We start from the raw sequence: 16,627 nt of genomic DNA, 5'->3' as shown, positions 1-16,627 counted from the left end.
ACACAGTAGCTTCAAGGGCTAAGAAATTTAAATCAACATCCATGTAAACACAAATGGCGCACCCTTCGATGCGCCATTTGTGTTTAATTCCACCAAACTAAATAACTTTCATCACCTGCAATGCTAAAAAGCCAATTGCCGCAACTATGGTTAACACCATGGTTAGTATGCCGGTTTTCATTTTGGCACGGATTCCGGGCAGACAGACTATTACAGATATCAGTACAAAAAAACCGATAACAATGGCGTTACGGATAACTTCGTCTGTTGATATGATATCGGTATAACGGTCGTTTAATTTAATATCAAGGTCCTTTTTAAAAAAAAAAGCCTGTTTGAGCGCGTTATACATTACGGCCCATGACAGCATTATCCATCCTAATTGTTTTCTCAAACCAAAACCAATGGCACCCAATGGCAACATTAAATAAGGTATTACTACAAACAAAAAGGACGGGCGGTACGAGCTGGATTCGGTAATCATTCGTAAAACGGCGGTGTCGCCCTGGGCAAGCGTAATAAAATACACGGCTAAAACGGTTAACGAAACGATGCCGATTACCCGTTTTGCCGAAAAGAACTGCTGATTTAAGGGGACTTTTTTTGCTTGCTCAGGTTTTGGCGAATTTAGCTCCTGTGTTTGTTTGGTAACTTTACGCTTCAGGTAAAGGTTAAATTCGTCATTTACTTCTTTAAACTGTTCGGGGGGCAAGTCCCTGCGCTGAAGTTCGATGTACGCCGTTTCGACAGCAAGAGGCTGAAAGTTTCTTGAATTGCGGATAATAGCGATAAGTTCTGAGCTTGCAAGTCGTTCGTACTTGTACTCAAATGAGTTAGCATTAATAAGCTGGTCCATAATAAAGGTAAGGAGGTCAAATATATTACATCAGCCAACATCATCATATACCAGCAAGTTGGTATTATTTTTTCACCTGTTTAAGCTCGGTTTTCAACTCTTGTATTTGTTGTTGTGCCTGCCTGTTCTCCAAATAAAAATAAATAGCGCAGCCTAAAAATATCTTGCCCAATACAAAAACTGCTGCAAAAACCCATTTCCAGTTTTTGTGTATTTTTATGTGACTCGATTCGGCTTCGGCTTCTACTTCTATATAATGATGTTTGTTGTTGTAATTTTTGTTGCCATCGAATTTCTCTTCACTACTTTGCCTGGCGTATTTTTCGGGTTGGGTGGCTTCGCGTAAAATAATATCGCTTATTTCCTGCTCTATTTTATTCCAGGTATCAGCCGGAGGCGTAATGGCCATGTTTTGAGCTATACGCTCCATATCCAGTTCCAGTTGTAGCAAGGCTTCATTAACCTCCGGGAACATGGCTTTCATGTACATCAGTTCCTTAACCTCATCGTCAGATGCAGCGCCCGTTACAAAGGTTTCCAGTATTCCGCTCTCTATGTAATCCTCAATCCTCATTTACTGTTCCTGATAATCGTAAAACACTCCTTCAATATTTTTCTGATGTCGTTTTCAGTCTTGTTTAATTCTGCTGCAACTTTACCAATCGTTTTGCCATGCCAGTGCAACCCACAAAAAACAAATTGTTGTTGGGTATCCATCTGTTGGATAAACTTATTTTTACCTGTAAACGGCTGCTGGTGTTGGCTGCCACCAATGTTACATTCCCCGATACTTAAAAAAAAATCTGCCAGCTTTTTACGGGCCATCAGCTGCAGGCGGCAAAACGCATTTACACCCGGTTTATAAAATTCGTCAATCTGGCTTTGGGCATCGGTAAAAACAGCAATGAGGTATTGCTCGGCTTCTGATCGGTTTTTTACAACCTCAAATATATAGCCCAATAGCATGGCTGCGTAGTTATTATACAGATTATGAACAGCTAATGACTTGCCCTCAGCAAAGGTTCCGGAAGTTTGTAACTGCGTATTCAAAATCAAAGTAAAGAGGGACTTGGTTTAAAAACTGGAATCAAATATAATTACTTTTTTAAATTAAAAGTTAGTTTAAAAATTATCTTTTTTCAATAAAATGACTTTTAAGTATCTGAGGTATACGTATTTATAGTTAAATGTTAATTTTAGTTAAAATGCAATTTCGTTGCAGTTACAGATAGGATTTATGCTTATTTTTAAACATGCTTAAACATCTACTTTTATTACTACTGGGCAGCGTAATTCCGGCATTGGCCATTGGGCAAACTATTCAAACCGGGGTTGTATTTGAAAATAAAACGCGTGTAACGCTACAAGGCATCAGAATTGAAAACCAGGCCACTCATAAAGTTTTCATAACAGATAAAGGCGGCTCATTTACCATCGGAGGTAAAGTGGGAGAGGTGTTGGTATTCAGCGGCAGTTTTTACCGGGCAGATACCGTGCTGTTAACCGACAATAAACCAATGGAAATTTTCCTGGTACCGGAACATAATATGCTTAAACAGGTTGATGTTACTGCAACCGAAGCCAAGCACACAGGCTCGTTCCAGTCGCCAGATTATCATAATCAAACGGTGGTTTACCAGCCCGATGAAAAATATCCTCAATATTATAAAGGGGGCGTTGCTATAAGATTACACTATTTTAAAAAGGACGAAAAACGAAAAGCTAAACAAGCCGCCTTTTTAAAAAACCAACAGCAACAGGATGAAATAGCAAAGGTTTTTAATGCCGAAAATATGGCTAAGTACCTGCCCCTAAAGGGAAAGGATATGGATGATTTTCTGATCCTGTATACCCCGTCAACAAAATACTATTTTAGTGCTGCTTTTAACCTTGTTAGTTATCTGGATATCAGTTACAAAGCGTTTTTAAAGATTCCGGCAGATAAAAGAAATACCAACCTGAGCACTTCGACACCCGTTTTAGGAAAGCAATAAGTTTAACTTACAGGTTTCTGTACATGATATAGGTATCTACAAAGCCCAGTTGACGGTGCCTGAACCCGCCGGGAGTAGTTCCAATGATGGCGAAACCGTGTTTTTGCCAAAGCTTAACAGCTTTTTGGTTAGTTGAAATCACAAAGTTAAATTGCATGCCCCGGTAACCTTGTTCTTTAGCTGTGTCGATAGAGTGCAGGCATAACAAACTGCCAATGCCTTTGCCGCGGGTATCCGGATGAACCATGTAGCCACAATTGGCAATGTGGCTGCCCAGGCCCGGCTGGTTGGGTTTTAATATATAGGTGCCCAATATTTTGCCATCTTCTTCGGCAACAAAAGTTTCAATAGGGTTGCCAAACCAATATTTGTCTAAATCGGCCTTCGGTGTTTCCGGGTCAAAAGCGTAGGTATCGCCGCTTTGTATAACGTTCGAGAATATTTCCCAAATTGAGTTGTAATCCTGTTTTGTAGCCGGCCTTATTTGCATGGGGATAAACGTTGGTAGTTGTGATGCTTATTACGATGGCAAAAGTGCACTATTAGCCATTCAGATAAAAAAATAAAGGCAGATAATTTTGCAGCGTGCTGTAACAAGGGGGCAAAATTGCCGTCTGTTTCACAATATAGTTTATCGACAGCTTTATGCAAACAGAAACCGGTATCCCTGCGTCAGCAAATAGCAACAGCCCCAAAATAGGCTATGTAGATAATTTAAAGGTAGTGCTTACCGTATTGGTGATCATGCATCATGCATTTATTACGTATGGAGCGCCCGGAGGCTGGTATCTTACCGAAAAGACCACGCTTAAGGCTGCACTTATCCCCATGACTTTGTTTGTAGCCACCAACCAGGCGTTTTTCATGGGCTTCTTCTTTTTCCTTTCGGCATACTTTACCGAATCGTCATATAATAAAAAGGGCGCTCTGAAGTTTTTGGGCGATAGATTGAAACGTCTTGGTATCCCGCTGATATTTTATTCGTTTATACTTTCGCCGGTTTTAAGTTACCTTGTTTATAGATTTGCCCAGGGGAATAACATTACCTATCTGCAATTTTTGGGCGGCTTTCATCCCTGGATAAATTTTGGGGTGCTGTGGTTTGTGGCGGCTTTATTGTTATTCAGCGTGTTGTATGTAGTAGTAAGATTGTGGTTTGATAAAAAGCCAGGTGTAGTAAAACCAATGCCACCGGGTGGCTGGAAGATTATTTTATTTACCACGGTGCTGGCACTTGCCAGCTACTTTGTGCGATGGCTTTTTCCCGTCGGCTGGATCTTGAAACCGGTTGGTTTTCAGTTGGGGCATTTTGCGCAGTATGTGGCTTTATTTGCTTTGGGTATTATAGCTTCAAGGGGGAGATGGCTTAATAATGTAAATTATCAATTGGGTAAAAGTTTTGCCATAATGGCGTTGGTCATGATAGTAGTATTGTTTCCGGTATTGTACGCCGTGGTAACTATCAGCAAAAGCCCTATCGAAACCCTCAATGGGCATGGCAACTGGCAGTCATTAATGTATGCCTTTTGGGAACAATTTATAGGTATTTTTATCATCGTTGCCCTGTTGGGTATAGCCCGCCAAAGATGGAACAATCAATCCGCTTTTTTTAAAAAGCTCTCGCGCTTAACTTTTTGCGTTTATATTTTTCACCCGCTGGTATTGATCTCGTTATCGGTGTTGCTGAAACCATGGGCTGTCGATCCTGCCTTTAAATTGTTAGTTGTTGCACCTGGCGCTGTTGTTGGTTCATTTTTGCTGGCGGCTGTGTTAGTTAAGGTGCCGGGAGTGAAGGCCATTGTATAAACAGATTTAACGTCAAACTGTCAAGTTAAAATGACTTTTGACGAATTCGATTCAACGGGCAGATAAAGATTGCTTTTTGCTGCTAAAGCAATTACCAGCTGGTAATATTTTATAGATGGAATGGTATTTGTATCGTTAAACCAAATTGTAAATAAACTGCCGTGAAAGACGAGAACATAAAAACAGCCGCCCGGTTATTATTAGGGGCCGGTTTAATATTTGCCGGCATCAGCCATCTTACATTTGCCCGCAAAGATTTTAAGGCGCAAGTACCCGATTGGGTGCCATTAAAAACAGACGATACCGTGGTATACTCCGGCATTGCCGAAATAACATTAGGAAGTGCATTGGTGCTGGCCCCCGAAAAATACAAGGCAACTACAGGTAAAATAGCGGCCGCCTTTTTTACCGCTATATTCCCCGGTAATATCTCGCAATATGTAAATAAACGCAGCGCATTTGGATTAGATACAAATGGTAAACGATTTGCGCGGTTGTTTTTTCAGCCTGTGCTGGTGTATTGGGCGCTTAAAAGTACCGGTAATATAAAATAGCCGCTTAGCTTTTTATCGAAGCACAAGGCGTAAATGCCTGTTTTTGATCTCGACACCAGTATATAACCGGCATGATCAGGTTGCCGTGGGGTAATCATCTTGAACCTGGTGCCCTAAACCGATAAAAAACTGTTGTATTAACGTGTAGGTTTCGGCATCAGTATTTATTTCCTCGGATGGTTGGATGGCCATGTATTCACAGCCAAGGCACACATTTAGTGCCGAGATGATATTGCTATCCTTGTCATAAAATACCACCGCGTCGCGGTAAACAGGGGAACACATCCAATAGGGGATGTTAACAGCCGGGATATTCAATATCGTTATTAAGCGATCAACTTCAGGGGTCTGTCGTTTAAAAGTAGTTGTTTTTATGGCTGATTGATGAAATTGCCCGTTTTCGTCAATAATGTATGACCCCACCTTATGATATACGTTGCTCAAGTGGATGTGTCGTTCTGTCTCGCCGGAAGTGAGTGTTTGGTTTTCGCTACGGGTTTTAAGTGCCTCAAGTTCGGCAAGGATCACATTGAGCCGTACCTGGTAATCGCCGCCGCGCTGAAACGAATAGGTTTCAATATAATCGAATGTAAGGCTGTTAACGTAATCTGGCGACGAAATATTGGGTGCAGGCATGTCCATTTTTTTTCGTCGCCAAATTACGGTAGTTATTTTATATTTCTTCTTTTTCTTCCGCTTCTTTAGGTTCTTCCCGTTCAACAGTAATGGTACACTCGCCAACTAACGCGGCTACTGCGCCAACTGCCGCCAATACAGGTGCCAGGAAAATGCCCACAAGGCCTACTGCCAAAGGGAAAGTCATCAGTTCTTTGCCTGAATGATCGGTTATAGTTATTTTTCTGATGTTGCCTTCGGCAATCAGGTCTTTTACTTTTTTAAGCAGGATATCTCCGTTTATAGAGAATGATTCTTTTGTGGCCATGATAGGTGTTATTAATGGGTTAATTTTTAATAATAATTCAGCAAAACTTGCAGGTTGCAGTAATTTGTATTAATATACCTATGACTCTAACCAGCTCATTTTGTTACCGATAAAATATAATTAAACAATCAAAGCCCTGGATACGCCCGGCGACGCCCCCGTGTGTTTCTTGAAAAAGTTGGTAAAATAGGCAGGTTCTTCAAAGCCAAGGCCATTGGCAATTTGGGCGATGGTCCAGTCGGTGTGCTTCAGCAGGGCATGGGCTTCTTTCAAAATCCTGTCGCTAATGTGATGGGTAGTTGTTTTGCCGGTTATCTCTTTTACAGATCGGTTTAAATGATTTACATGTACAGCCAGGTTTTGGGCAAAATCGTTGGCTGTTTTCAGTTTAAGGTACTGCCCCGGCGAATCAATAGGAAACTGGCGCTCCAGGTGCTCCAGGAATAAGCTGGTTATCCTTGCAGCCCCACTGATGTTTTTTTCGGCAGTTTGTGGTGGCTGTATCTTCAAAGCTTCATGCAGCATAATTTGAAGGTAGCTGCGCAATAAATCGTATTTATTTGGATAGTCGGAATCCATCTCCTGCATCATTTTGTTAAGTACAGCCGATAAAAAGGCGAGCTGCGCATCGTCCAAGAATAGAATGTGGTTGGTATCGGGCCTAAACAACGGGAAATTTCGGATGGCATGTTGATGCTCGTGCGATTCGATAAAGGCCTCGGTAAACAGGCAAAACCAGCCTGTTTGCTCCAAGGAGTTTTGCTCCCATGACGATGGTACCAACGGTCCTGAAAATACCAGTGCCGGTTTGTCAATAATAACATGGTTATCGGTGTAATGCATAATGCCGGTGCCTATTACCAGGGCTATCTTATAAAAATCCCGCCGCCCAAACGGAGATCGTTTAACGCAACCCCTGCGCAAAAAAACGTTGAAATGCCCCTGCCCGGCATTGTTCATGCTAAAAGGGTTGTTGGTTCCGTCGGGGTGGCGCTGGTAAAATTCCTGCAGGGTTTCTGTAAGCATATGTAAAGCTAAAGCGTTGCCTTTATTATTGCAAATTTCTGTTTGATTTTTATAGCTTACATGGTTTTCTATTTGTGCTTGTTTTGTCAATTTAAAGTAAGATTGTTTGTGTTTAGCTATAAATGGATTCGGTGTGTATTTGAATTTTATAATTATCTGATTGAATTCTATAAGCCCGTTTTTGCAAGCTGCATCTACTTTTGTTTCAAAAAAAATGCCGTATGGAAACCGGTTTCAGAAAATGGATCATCGTTATCACCATTATCACATCAACAATCATCGAACTTATTGATTCGACTATTGTGAACGTATCAATTAATACCATGAGCGGTAACCTTGGCTCCACCCTTGAGGATACCGCATGGGTTATCACCTCCTATGCTATCGCCAACGTTATTATTATCCCCATGACCAGTTTCCTGGCGCAAACATTTGGCCGTAAACAATACTATATCGGGTCGATACTGTTGTTTACGGCTGCATCGGTTATGTGCGGTTTCTCGACCAACTTATGGGAGTTAGTTATCTTCAGGTTTTTGCAGGGCATAGGTGGCGGGGCGTTGCTATCTACCTCACAATCTATTTTGTTTGATACCTTTTCTGTTAAAGACAGGCCTGTCGCCAGCGGCATTTTTAGCCTGGGTATCATTATAGGCCCCTCTATAGGCCCTGTGCTGGGTGGTTTTATTGTTGATAATTACCAATGGCAGTGGATTTTTTATGTCAACATCCCAATAGGCCTGGCGGCAGCATTCCTATCCTATATTTTCATCAAGGAAACACCCAGGCCGGCCGTTCAAAAGGCTATCGACTGGTGGGGCATTATATTATTGGTAATTGGCATCGGCGCTTTACAGGTAGTTTTAGAGCGTGGCCAAACCGACGATTGGTTTGCCGCCAACTATATCATTGCCTTAAGTGTTATTGCCTTTATTAGCCTGTTCCTGCTAATATGGCGGCAACTGGTTATCGATAACCCGGTTATTAACCTCCGGGTGCTTAAAAGCAGTACGCTTGCTATTTCGGCCGTCATGACATTTGTGCTGGGCTTTGGACTGCTAAGTGCCCTATTTGTTTTTCCGTTGTATACACAGCGCATTATTGGCTATACTGCTTTCCAGACCGGTACCATCCTGTTGCCGGGAACGTTAATGGCTGCCATGATCTCGCCTTTTTTAGGTAAGATGATCCAGAGCGGCATCCGGCCGCAGTATTTGATTATTTGCGGGTTTGGGTTAACTGCTGCGTTTGGCTATCTTATGTCGCGCAATAGCCTGCAATCCGGCGACGCCAATTTCCTGCTGCCGCTTATTTTCAGGGGCCTGGGTGCTGCTTTATTGATTGTGCCGCTTACCGCCCTGGCAGTGTCGGAGCTTAAACCTGCCGACATACCCCAGGGGGCTGCTTTAAATAACATGATGCGGCAAATGGGCGGTTCTTTTGGCATCGCCCTCACCAATACCTATATTGCCCACCGCGAAGCCGCCAACCGGATGGCCTTAATAACCCACGTAACCGCTGCCGACGATTTAACTATACACCGGCAACAATCATACATCAGCAATTTTATGGCGCATGGTGCCAACTACCTGCACGCCCTTGCCCAATCTATTGAGGCCCTTGAAAGGCTGGTGGTAAGGCAAACCTTCTTGCTGAGCTATATGGACGCGTTTTTGCTGCTGGCCATTTTAAATGCCTGCTGTATTCCGCTGGTTATCCTCACTATCAAAAAAAAGCAACAGGTTAAAGTTGGGAAAGTAGAAATTCCCGATGCGCACTGAAACGGGCCTCTTTCAACCCCCTGTACTTCATGCCTTTATTAGGTTTTGCAAATGCACTGTCATTAAACTATCTTAGGCCATATAAATCCACAAAACCTTATGGAACCGATAAAAACCCAAAGGCCGACAGTAGGTTGGAAAGCGCACTTAGATGACGGCAGCGAATTTTTTACCGAAGAGGCCATTACTGCAGCCGATGTATTGCTGGATAATTATATTGCCGCCTTACAGGGCGCTACTAATGAACGAACTGTCTGGAAAGCCATTGAAGCCGTTGTAAAAGGCTTTGACCAGCTGAATATTGATCATGATTACTTTATTGAAACCACGGAGCGCGAAGACCTGGCCGAATTTATCCAAAAGGCAGCCGAAGCAGCCGGCTTGTTCTATGATGGCGACGTGACCGAAGAGTGGCGCGAGGAATGGTAGGTTTGATTTTCCAATACACTATTTACCTAACCAATTCAAAAGTGCCGAAAGCTTTATTTTAGTTCAAAAAAGTTAAACAGAACGCTGCAATTTTTTATTTTTGATGATAACTACAACTCTAATACCTTTTGCAATATGAATATGCTTTTTGGCGGCGGCAGCTATTATTATTTGGTACTTATTTTAGAAGCCTTTTGTATTATTCATTGCCTGCGCAGGGGTACCCAACAACAATGGCTTTGGATACTTATTGTTATCCCTGTTGTAGGTTGCCTTTATTATATTTATAAAGAAATTTTAACCAACCGCCATGCCATCCRCATGCCTAAAGTGGATGTGGGCGCAGTACTTAACCCCGGCGTAAAACTAAAACGGCTGGAGGATGAACTGCGCTTTACAGATACCTTTGCAAACAAAGTAAAGCTGGCCGATGCGTACCTGGAGGCAGGTTTTACCGATAAAGCTGTTGAGATATACCAGGCCAGCCTAACGGGGGCCTTTGCCGAGAATGAACATGTACTTGCCCAGTTAATTATTGCCTATTACGAGCAACAGCGTTACCAGGAGATTATCCCGATAGCGCAGAAAATTTATAAACTACCCCAGTTTGCCCGCTCAAAAGCGCATATGAAGTATGCAGAAGCCCTGGAAAACACGGGACAGGTTGATTTAGCCGAAAAGGAATTTAAGGCGATGAAGGGCCGCTACTCGTACTTTGAGCCCCGCTATCAATACGGATTGTTCCTGATAAGGCAAAACCGCCCAGACGATGCCTACCAGGTTTTTGCCGATATCCTGAACGAAGAACGCCAGCTAAGCGCTATGGAACGCAAAGCCAATAAAGTTTGGTTTGCCAAAACCAAGGATGAGCTAAAGAAACTGGCAGTAGCGTAGCTGTTTGTTTGTTCCGGATGGGGTTGCAACTTTCGGGATGCCCCGCTATCTATTGCGACGTCAGGCAGCGGTATCAGTAGCAATTATGATGATTGCCAAAGGTGTCCGTCCGTCCACAGGTGCCCAGTGTAACGACAGGAAAATAGTACAGCTTACCCTTAAAAACTCACAAAAAACGGTGCTTCAAAAACATGGCCCGGGCTTAGTTTCTGGATAGCTTCTTTGTGTTTAATGTCTTTTTGCTCGCCTGCGGTATCTGCGCAGCCTAACCATGGCTCGATGCACACAAAATCGGCACCGGGTTTGGCCCAGATGCCCAAATAGCTAAAATGGGGGAACTCAACCGATAGTGTTTGGCCGTGCTTGTCGCTTTTTATGGTTACCATCCTCGATTTTAACTCTTTAAACACCAGCGCATCGGCATTAAATAGATCGCGGGTTAATTGAAGCCTGTTTTTGGGCGTGGCTACCGGGTGACTTTCGCCATTAAAAAAACCATCGGCCGATAGTAGTTCTGTTTCCAGGTGTTCATCCGTTTCAAATTCAATGTAATAATCCTCGTACTTCTCGCCTTTGTTAAATGGAACGTTAAACGCCGGGTGGGCGCCAACAGAAAAGTAGATGGTTTTTTTATCAAGGTTAATTACCTTGTAGGTTATCCTGAGGGCGTTATCTATCAACGTATACAGTACCTGGTAATCAAACTTAAAGGGGTATGCCTTTAAAGTATTATCACAATAAGGCAACGAAAAACTAGCCGAAACATCACCAGCATCTAATGTTATAAACTCCGATTGCCTGGCAAAGCCATGGCGGCCCATGGGGTACTTGCTGCCATCAACCACCAGTTGGTTATCAATTAAGCCACCTACTACCGGGAATAAGTTGGGTGCATGCCAGGGCCAAATGGCGGCATCGGCCTGCCAAATGTGTTCAACGCCGGTTGCCTTATCAATTAATGAACTTAACTGCGCACCTTTAGTATCGATGCTTGCCTTCAGGTATTCGTTTTCGATGGTAATCATAACAATTAGAATTTGACAGAACCCGAAGTTAGGGATTTGTTTGAATTTCAGGAATTACTTCAAAGTTAGATTTTCTAATTTCTATTAATTCATACTTCCTTCATCTGCCACTAATCATCATCTTCTTCCTTCTTTGGCTCCAATATCACAAAAGCGCTCCGTTTTGGCGCTGGCATAACCGCAGTTTCGCCTTTAACAAACTTCCAGATCACTTCGTTCAAATCGATATCGGGTGCTGCATCTTCCTTGGTCAGGTTAAACAATTCAGACCGGCGGCTGCTTTCATTTACGGCAACGTTGCGCTGCTCCAGGTCAACCTGTGCGGCTTTGGCCACGTACGGGCTAAAGTCGGCTTTGCTGGTAAAGCAATCATATAAAGGCATGGCGGCAGCATCGTACTGGCTCATGGGCGGCAGGCCTAATATCAGCTCGATGGTGCGTAATACGCCTGATGTGGAGTACATGCCATGTATCACCGTGTTGCGCTTTACATATGGCCCGGCAACAAACACCGGCGATCGGTGTGCATCCACATGGTCGGGCCCGTTTTGGGCATCATCCTCTAAAATAAAGACTACCGACTCCTTCCAGATGGGACTTTTAGACAGGTGTTCAATAAACTGGCCTATTGCCTGGTCATTATCCCCAACAGCCGCTATGGGCGATAGGGCACCTTTGCGCTGCCCGCTGGTATGGTCGTTCCCAATCCTCACGCTGTTAAAACGGGGCACAGCGTTAATAGCCAGTAACGAATCGAAATCGTGTTTCCAAATATCTACGCGTTTAATATCCTTCACACCCAGGTCAAAGCCCGGCGACTGCGTGCAGTAATGCCCCTCTAATGATTTAAGGCTGGCCTTACCCGGGTTGCCATCGGTAACAAATTCGCCGTAGGTGCGGTAGCTTACACCGGCCCGTTTGCAGTAATCCCATATAAAGCCATCGCGGGGGTAGGCTGTTTTGCGGGTGCCCTCGTAGTCGTAATTACCACCGCGGCTACCATAGCTGGTTGGCCATGTTTTCTCTACAAAATCGGTGGCGTAGGCGGCGTTGCTCCAGTTGTGTCCGTCCGCACTTACTTCCGCGTCTACATAAAAGTTATCAAGCAGTACAAACTCGCTGGCAATGGCGTGGTGGTTGGGCGTTACTTTTTTATCAAAAATACACAACGAAGTATCGCCGTTGCCCTGCGGCATATCGCCCAAAACCTGGTCGTAAGTGCGGTTTTCTTTAATAATGTAAAACACATGCTTAATAGGCGATTTTTCGCCCATCCGGCGGGGGATAGGGTTGCCCTCTTCGCCCGGTGCTGTTTTGGCTATTTTGTTGTTAAAAGGCGTGTTGGCATACACCTGTTTGGTATAAGCCTTAAGCTCATTTAGGTTTGGCGTATTTATAAACGACAGTGCGCCTTTAAATAAGCCGCCAATGTATTGTTCCCTGCTATTGATAGCCCCCTTTTGATAGCCGCTGTTATCGGCCTTTTTTACAGGCTGCGGGCCTTGCGGGTTGGCCATTGATGTAAAACCTTTGCCGTTGGCAACCAGTATTTTTTTACCCAATATTTTAACGTTGGTAGGGTACCAGCCTACGGGTATAAAGCCCATACTGCGGCTGCTGCCGGGTTTGCTTACATCAAACACGGCCAGGCAATTGTTATCGGCATTGGCTATGTACAGCATTTTTTCATCGGCCGATAAGGCAAGGCCGTTGGTAGTTGAGCCGGTAAGATGGGTAGGGTATAAGGCTGTAGAAATAGTTTCAAGCGCCCTGCGCGTTGTCGTGTTTATTACCGATACCGAGTTATCATTGGCGTTGGCTACAAACAACAGGCTGCCTTTTTTATTCAGCAGCAATTCGTTGGGGTTGCTGCCTGTTTTTATGGTTTTAAGCGTTTGGGTAGCTACATCGTAAATACCAAGCTGGCCGCATCCCCATAAAGAAATATAAAGCGTTTTTTCATTTGGCGATAAGATGCAGCTATAGCCCTCAGATGGCAGCTTGAGCCGTTGTAATGTTTTACCATCGTTAGGGTTAACCGTATAAAGTGTGCTATCCTCTTTAGTAACCACATAAAGCCTGGTGTCGCTTTTATTGACCGCTATTCCACTCGGCGATACCTTGTCTTTTGGCCATGATTTTGGCGCCAGTTTAATAGTATCGGGTTTGCCCAGTTTAGTGCCGGTTATATTAAAAACATAGATCAGGTTATCGTTACCGCCCGATGCGTAAAGCCTTTTCTCGTCTTTGCTGAAAGTAAGCCCGTACCATGATTTGGCTATCACCTTTTCATCCAGCAGCTTCTCGTTTTTTGGGTCGATAAGCTGGATGGACTGGGTACTTTGGCCGTTGTTGGTAACCGCCAGCAGCTTGCCCGAGGCCGATAGCTGGATGTTGAGCGGCAAATCGCCCAGGGGCAGGGATGTGCCTGCCGGGCTAAGCTTCCAGCCGTTGGGTAATAAAACCTGCCCTGTTTGGGCTATTTTGCCGGGTGTTTGGGCAAATGTTGTAACTGACGATGCTAAAATAGCTAAGCCGATGAGTAGCTTTTGTTTCATAACCGAATGATTGTACGTCAAAACTAAACAAACAAACGGTTATGATGTGTTACTTAACAAAAACATAATATGTAAGATTATTGCTATAATTAACATAGCTGTCATTTCGACGAACAGGTGGTGGGTAAAAGAAAGGGGTGAGGAGAAATCTTTTACGACTTGCGTGTTCGCTTGTCGCTTGTATAAGATTTCTCCTCACCCCATTGCCCATGCCATCTCGCTGTTCGTCGAAATGACAGGAGTTATATATTTACTTACTTCAGCAAATTCTTCCAGCTTACCTGGTCGCCGATGATTTTTTCAAGGTCGGCGCTGGCTACGCGTTCCTGGGCCATGGTATCGCGGTAGCGGATGGTTACGGTATCGTCCTCCAAACTCTGATGGTCAACCGTGATACAGAAAGGCGTACCAATAGCATCCTGGCGGCGGTAGCGCTTGCCAATGGCATCTTTTTCTTCGTACTGTATGTTAAAGTCAAGCTTCAGACGGTCCATAATTTCGCGGGCTTTCTCGGGCAAGCCATCCTTTTTGGTAAGCGGGAAAATAGCCGCTTTAACCGGTGCAAGGCAAGGGTGCAGGTGCAGTACGGTACGGCTGTCCTGTTTCTCTTCGGTGCTCAGTTCTTCCTCTTCAAAAGCGTTTATCATCGTGAGCAGGAACATCCTATCCAACCCTATCGAAGTTTCAATAACGTAAGGCACATAGTTGCCATAAGGTTTGCCTGTTTCCGGGTCAACCTCGGGGTCAAAGTACTGCATCTTTTTGTTCGAGAATTTTTCGTGCTGGCTTAAGTCAAAATCGGTACGGCTGTGTATGCCCTCTACCTCTTTAAATCCAAACGGAAAGTTAAACTCAATATCAAAAGCGGCATCGGCGTAATGCGCCAGTTTTACGTGTTCGTGATAACGGTATTTGGCCTCATCGGTACCCAGGGCAAGATGCCATTTTAAACGGGCAGCTTTCCATTTTTCAAACCACTCTTTTTGAGTGCCAGGGCGTACAAAGTATTGCATCTCCATTTGTTCAAACTCGCGCATGCGGATAATGAACTGGCGGGCAATAACCTCGTTACGGAAAGCCTTGCCTATTTGCGCAATACCGAAAGGAATTTTCATCCTGCCCGATTTTTGCACGTTCAAATAGTTCACAAAAATACCCTGCGCGGTCTCCGGGCGAAGGTAAATCAGGTCGGCATCATCAGCCACGGCGCCCATTTGGGTGCTAAACATCAGGTTAAACTGGCGCACATCTGTCCAGTTGCGGGTACCACTTACCGGGCAGGCAATTTCGTGTTCAATAATCAGTTCTTTAAGGCGGGGCAGGTCCTCATTTTTAAGGGCCTCGTCCATATCGTGCTGCAGTTGCTCGGCTTTATCGGTTTTACCATCCTTATCGTAACGGTCAATCTTATCCTCCAAAAGCTGATCGGCGCGGTAACGTTTCTTCGAGTCCTTGTTGTCAATCATCGGATCGCTGAAACCATCAACGTGGCCGCTGGCTTTCCAAATTTTGGGGTGCATAAATATGGCGCTATCAATACCAACAATGTTGTCATGCATTTGCACCATGGCTTTCCACCAGTAGGTTTTAATGTTGTTCTTCAGTTCGGCACCATTTTGGCCGTAATCGTAAACAGCGCTTAAACCATCATAAATTTCGCTCGATGGGAAAACAAAGCCATACTCCTTGGCATGCGATATAACATTTTTAAAAAGTTCGTCGGTTGATTTGCTCATAATAGCTGCAAAGATAGTTTTTTTGTTTATTTCGGATTTGGGAATTTCGATTTCGGAATTTGTCTGAATCAGAATTTTTCAAGAAGTATTTGTTTAATGGTGTTCAAGAAGGCTACGCCGTTTATAGAATTTAAGAATTAGCAGAATGGAAGAGCGGGAAATTGCGAAGTTTTCAGAACTTCGCAAGTATAGGTAATCGCAAATCAAAATAAATCCGAAATCGAAATTCCCACATCCGAAATAACAATGGCGTTCCCTTCGGGCCGGGCTCATCCGTTCATACTGCACAGGCATTAGGCGCGGGCCGGTATCCACTGCTATCCCTAACGCAAAACCCGGAAGCGATGAGGCCGTCCGTCCGCACAGGTGCCCTCACTCTATTTCGGACAAAAGCGGACGCTTTTAACTCTACTCATCGCCATAAATTGGCAGCAACTATCGCCTGCTAAACCTTAACCATACACGTGGCGTTATTTTAGAAAACAGCCAGTAGTTAAATACCAGTAACGATATAAATACAAATGTTAAAATCAGTTTTACCGGGTTAATGCCGTTGCCGGTGAGCAGTTTTGCCGAAACACCCCAGCATGATTTTAATAAAAAAATTAACAGCCTAACTATCATTGATGCCGATACATAAGCATATACTGCATTGCTAATTATGAAGAACCATTTTGGTATTGTTTTTTTCATGTCGTAAGCTTCAGCCTAAAATAAGCAGAATTTGGAAATAAAAAATAATGGGCCAGATGTTATCGGTTAAGTATTTTTTTACTCAGGGCTGACGCATTAGAAATTTTTATTAGCGATAAGCGTTAACAGAAATTTATGGTTCCAACCAGCCATTTTTCGTTTGGCCTTCAGGCTGGCCTTGCTGGTTTTATCAGCTTTCAGAATATTTAAGGCTATTTTTCTGACGACTGCCAGGTTTTGAGCGGCCTGCCTGTTGCGTGTGGTATTGTAGTCTTCGCCAAAACCAACATCCAGTTGCCAGTGCAACTGATTTTCTATCCCCCAATGTGCGC

At 43.9% G+C, this 16,627-nt stretch carries 18 protein-coding genes; 6 read left to right on the top strand and 12 right to left on the bottom strand.

Annotated features, from left to right (window positions below; translation table 11 throughout):
• Positions 1-97: 97 nt before the first annotated feature.
• The 3 genes from AC1DU2_RS27970 to AC1DU2_RS27960 all read right to left on the bottom strand — a co-directional run bounded on the left by AC1DU2_RS27970 (position 98) and on the right by AC1DU2_RS27960 (position 1,906).
• Positions 98-856 (bottom strand): hypothetical protein, encoded by a 759-nt coding sequence (locus tag AC1DU2_RS27970; protein WP_477388606.1) that lies wholly within the window; start codon positions 854-856, stop codon positions 98-100.
• 64 nt (positions 857-920) lie between these two features.
• Entirely contained in the window at positions 921-1,430 is a 510-nt protein-coding gene (locus tag AC1DU2_RS27965) for a hypothetical protein (RefSeq protein ID WP_477388604.1), read from the bottom strand.
• Positions 1,427-1,906, bottom strand: coding sequence for a hypothetical protein (locus AC1DU2_RS27960; RefSeq protein WP_477355868.1), 480 nt, complete (start codon positions 1,904-1,906; stop codon positions 1,427-1,429). The genes AC1DU2_RS27965 and AC1DU2_RS27960 overlap by 4 nt, the downstream gene beginning before the upstream one ends.
• A 203-nt stretch (positions 1,907-2,109) precedes the next feature.
• Between AC1DU2_RS27960 and AC1DU2_RS27955 the strand changes: the two genes are divergently transcribed.
• Complete coding sequence (locus AC1DU2_RS27955; protein WP_477388602.1) at positions 2,110-2,850, top strand: hypothetical protein; 741 nt, start codon at positions 2,110-2,112, stop codon at positions 2,848-2,850.
• 7 nt (positions 2,851-2,857) lie between these two features.
• On the opposite strand, the gene AC1DU2_RS27950 is transcribed toward AC1DU2_RS27955, so the two are convergent.
• Positions 2,858-3,340 carry an N-acetyltransferase family protein gene (locus AC1DU2_RS27950; protein ID WP_477388600.1) on the bottom strand — a complete coding sequence of 161 codons (483 nt, stop codon included), beginning with the start codon at positions 3,338-3,340 and terminating at the stop codon, positions 2,858-2,860.
• A gap of 155 nt (positions 3,341-3,495) precedes the next feature.
• Between AC1DU2_RS27950 and AC1DU2_RS27945 the strand changes: the two genes are divergently transcribed.
• Both AC1DU2_RS27945 and AC1DU2_RS27940 read left to right on the top strand, forming a co-directional pair.
• A complete protein-coding gene (locus AC1DU2_RS27945) occupies positions 3,496-4,656 on the top strand; it encodes an acyltransferase family protein (protein WP_477388598.1) in 1,161 nt (386 codons plus the stop codon).
• A gap of 161 nt (positions 4,657-4,817) precedes the next feature.
• Entirely contained in the window at positions 4,818-5,210 is a 393-nt protein-coding gene (locus AC1DU2_RS27940) for a DoxX family protein (protein ID WP_477388596.1), read from the top strand.
• 75 nt (positions 5,211-5,285) lie between these two features.
• Here AC1DU2_RS27940 and AC1DU2_RS27935 read toward each other — a convergent pair whose 3' ends face one another.
• The 3 genes from AC1DU2_RS27935 to AC1DU2_RS27925 form a co-directional block, all read right to left on the bottom strand.
• Entirely contained in the window at positions 5,286-5,852 is a 567-nt protein-coding gene (locus tag AC1DU2_RS27935) for a hypothetical protein (RefSeq protein WP_477388594.1), read from the bottom strand.
• 31 nt (positions 5,853-5,883) lie between these two features.
• The gene (locus AC1DU2_RS27930) at positions 5,884-6,153 is read right to left on the bottom strand and encodes a DUF4342 domain-containing protein (RefSeq protein ID WP_477388592.1); all 270 of its coding nucleotides are present in this window, start codon (positions 6,151-6,153) and stop codon (positions 5,884-5,886) included.
• Between the two features lie 120 nt (positions 6,154-6,273).
• Entirely contained in the window at positions 6,274-7,269 is a 996-nt protein-coding gene (locus AC1DU2_RS27925) for a helix-turn-helix domain-containing protein (RefSeq protein ID WP_477355886.1), read from the bottom strand.
• A 131-nt stretch (positions 7,270-7,400) separates the two neighbouring features.
• On the opposite strand from AC1DU2_RS27925, the gene AC1DU2_RS27920 reads away from it, so the two are divergent.
• The 3 genes from AC1DU2_RS27920 to AC1DU2_RS27910 all read left to right on the top strand — a co-directional run bounded on the left by AC1DU2_RS27920 (position 7,401) and on the right by AC1DU2_RS27910 (position 10,283).
• Positions 7,401-8,960 (top strand): DHA2 family efflux MFS transporter permease subunit, encoded by a 1,560-nt coding sequence (locus AC1DU2_RS27920; RefSeq protein WP_477388590.1) that lies wholly within the window; start codon positions 7,401-7,403, stop codon positions 8,958-8,960.
• Positions 8,961-9,059: 99 nt separating this feature from the next.
• Positions 9,060-9,389 (top strand): hypothetical protein, encoded by a 330-nt coding sequence (locus AC1DU2_RS27915; protein ID WP_477388588.1) that lies wholly within the window; start codon positions 9,060-9,062, stop codon positions 9,387-9,389.
• Between the two features lie 135 nt (positions 9,390-9,524).
• Positions 9,525-10,283, top strand: coding sequence for a PLDc N-terminal domain-containing protein (locus AC1DU2_RS27910; RefSeq protein ID WP_477388586.1), 759 nt, complete (start codon positions 9,525-9,527; stop codon positions 10,281-10,283).
• A gap of 158 nt (positions 10,284-10,441) precedes the next feature.
• Here AC1DU2_RS27910 and AC1DU2_RS27905 read toward each other — a convergent pair whose 3' ends face one another.
• The 5 genes from AC1DU2_RS27905 to AC1DU2_RS27885 all read right to left on the bottom strand — a co-directional run.
• Entirely contained in the window at positions 10,442-11,308 is an 867-nt protein-coding gene (locus AC1DU2_RS27905) for an aldose 1-epimerase family protein (protein WP_477355900.1), read from the bottom strand.
• Positions 11,309-11,418: 110 nt separating this feature from the next.
• Positions 11,419-13,866: a bifunctional YncE family protein/alkaline phosphatase family protein gene (locus AC1DU2_RS27900; RefSeq protein ID WP_477388584.1), complete on the bottom strand. Its 2,448-nt coding sequence runs from the start codon at positions 13,864-13,866 to the stop codon at positions 11,419-11,421.
• Positions 13,867-14,120: 254 nt separating this feature from the next.
• Positions 14,121-15,602: a glycine--tRNA ligase gene (locus AC1DU2_RS27895; protein ID WP_477388582.1), complete on the bottom strand. Its 1,482-nt coding sequence runs from the start codon at positions 15,600-15,602 to the stop codon at positions 14,121-14,123.
• 435 nt (positions 15,603-16,037) lie between these two features.
• Complete coding sequence (locus tag AC1DU2_RS27890) at positions 16,038-16,295, bottom strand: hypothetical protein (RefSeq protein ID WP_477355909.1); 258 nt, start codon at positions 16,293-16,295, stop codon at positions 16,038-16,040.
• Positions 16,296-16,391: 96 nt separating this feature from the next.
• Positions 16,392-16,627 (bottom strand): transposase (locus AC1DU2_RS27885; RefSeq protein WP_477361537.1); only part of this gene is annotated, 236 nt, incomplete at its 5' end.

Source organism: Mucilaginibacter sp. P4_C11, from assembly GCF_056402115.1.
This window is presented reverse-complemented; position numbering and strand designations above follow the sequence as displayed.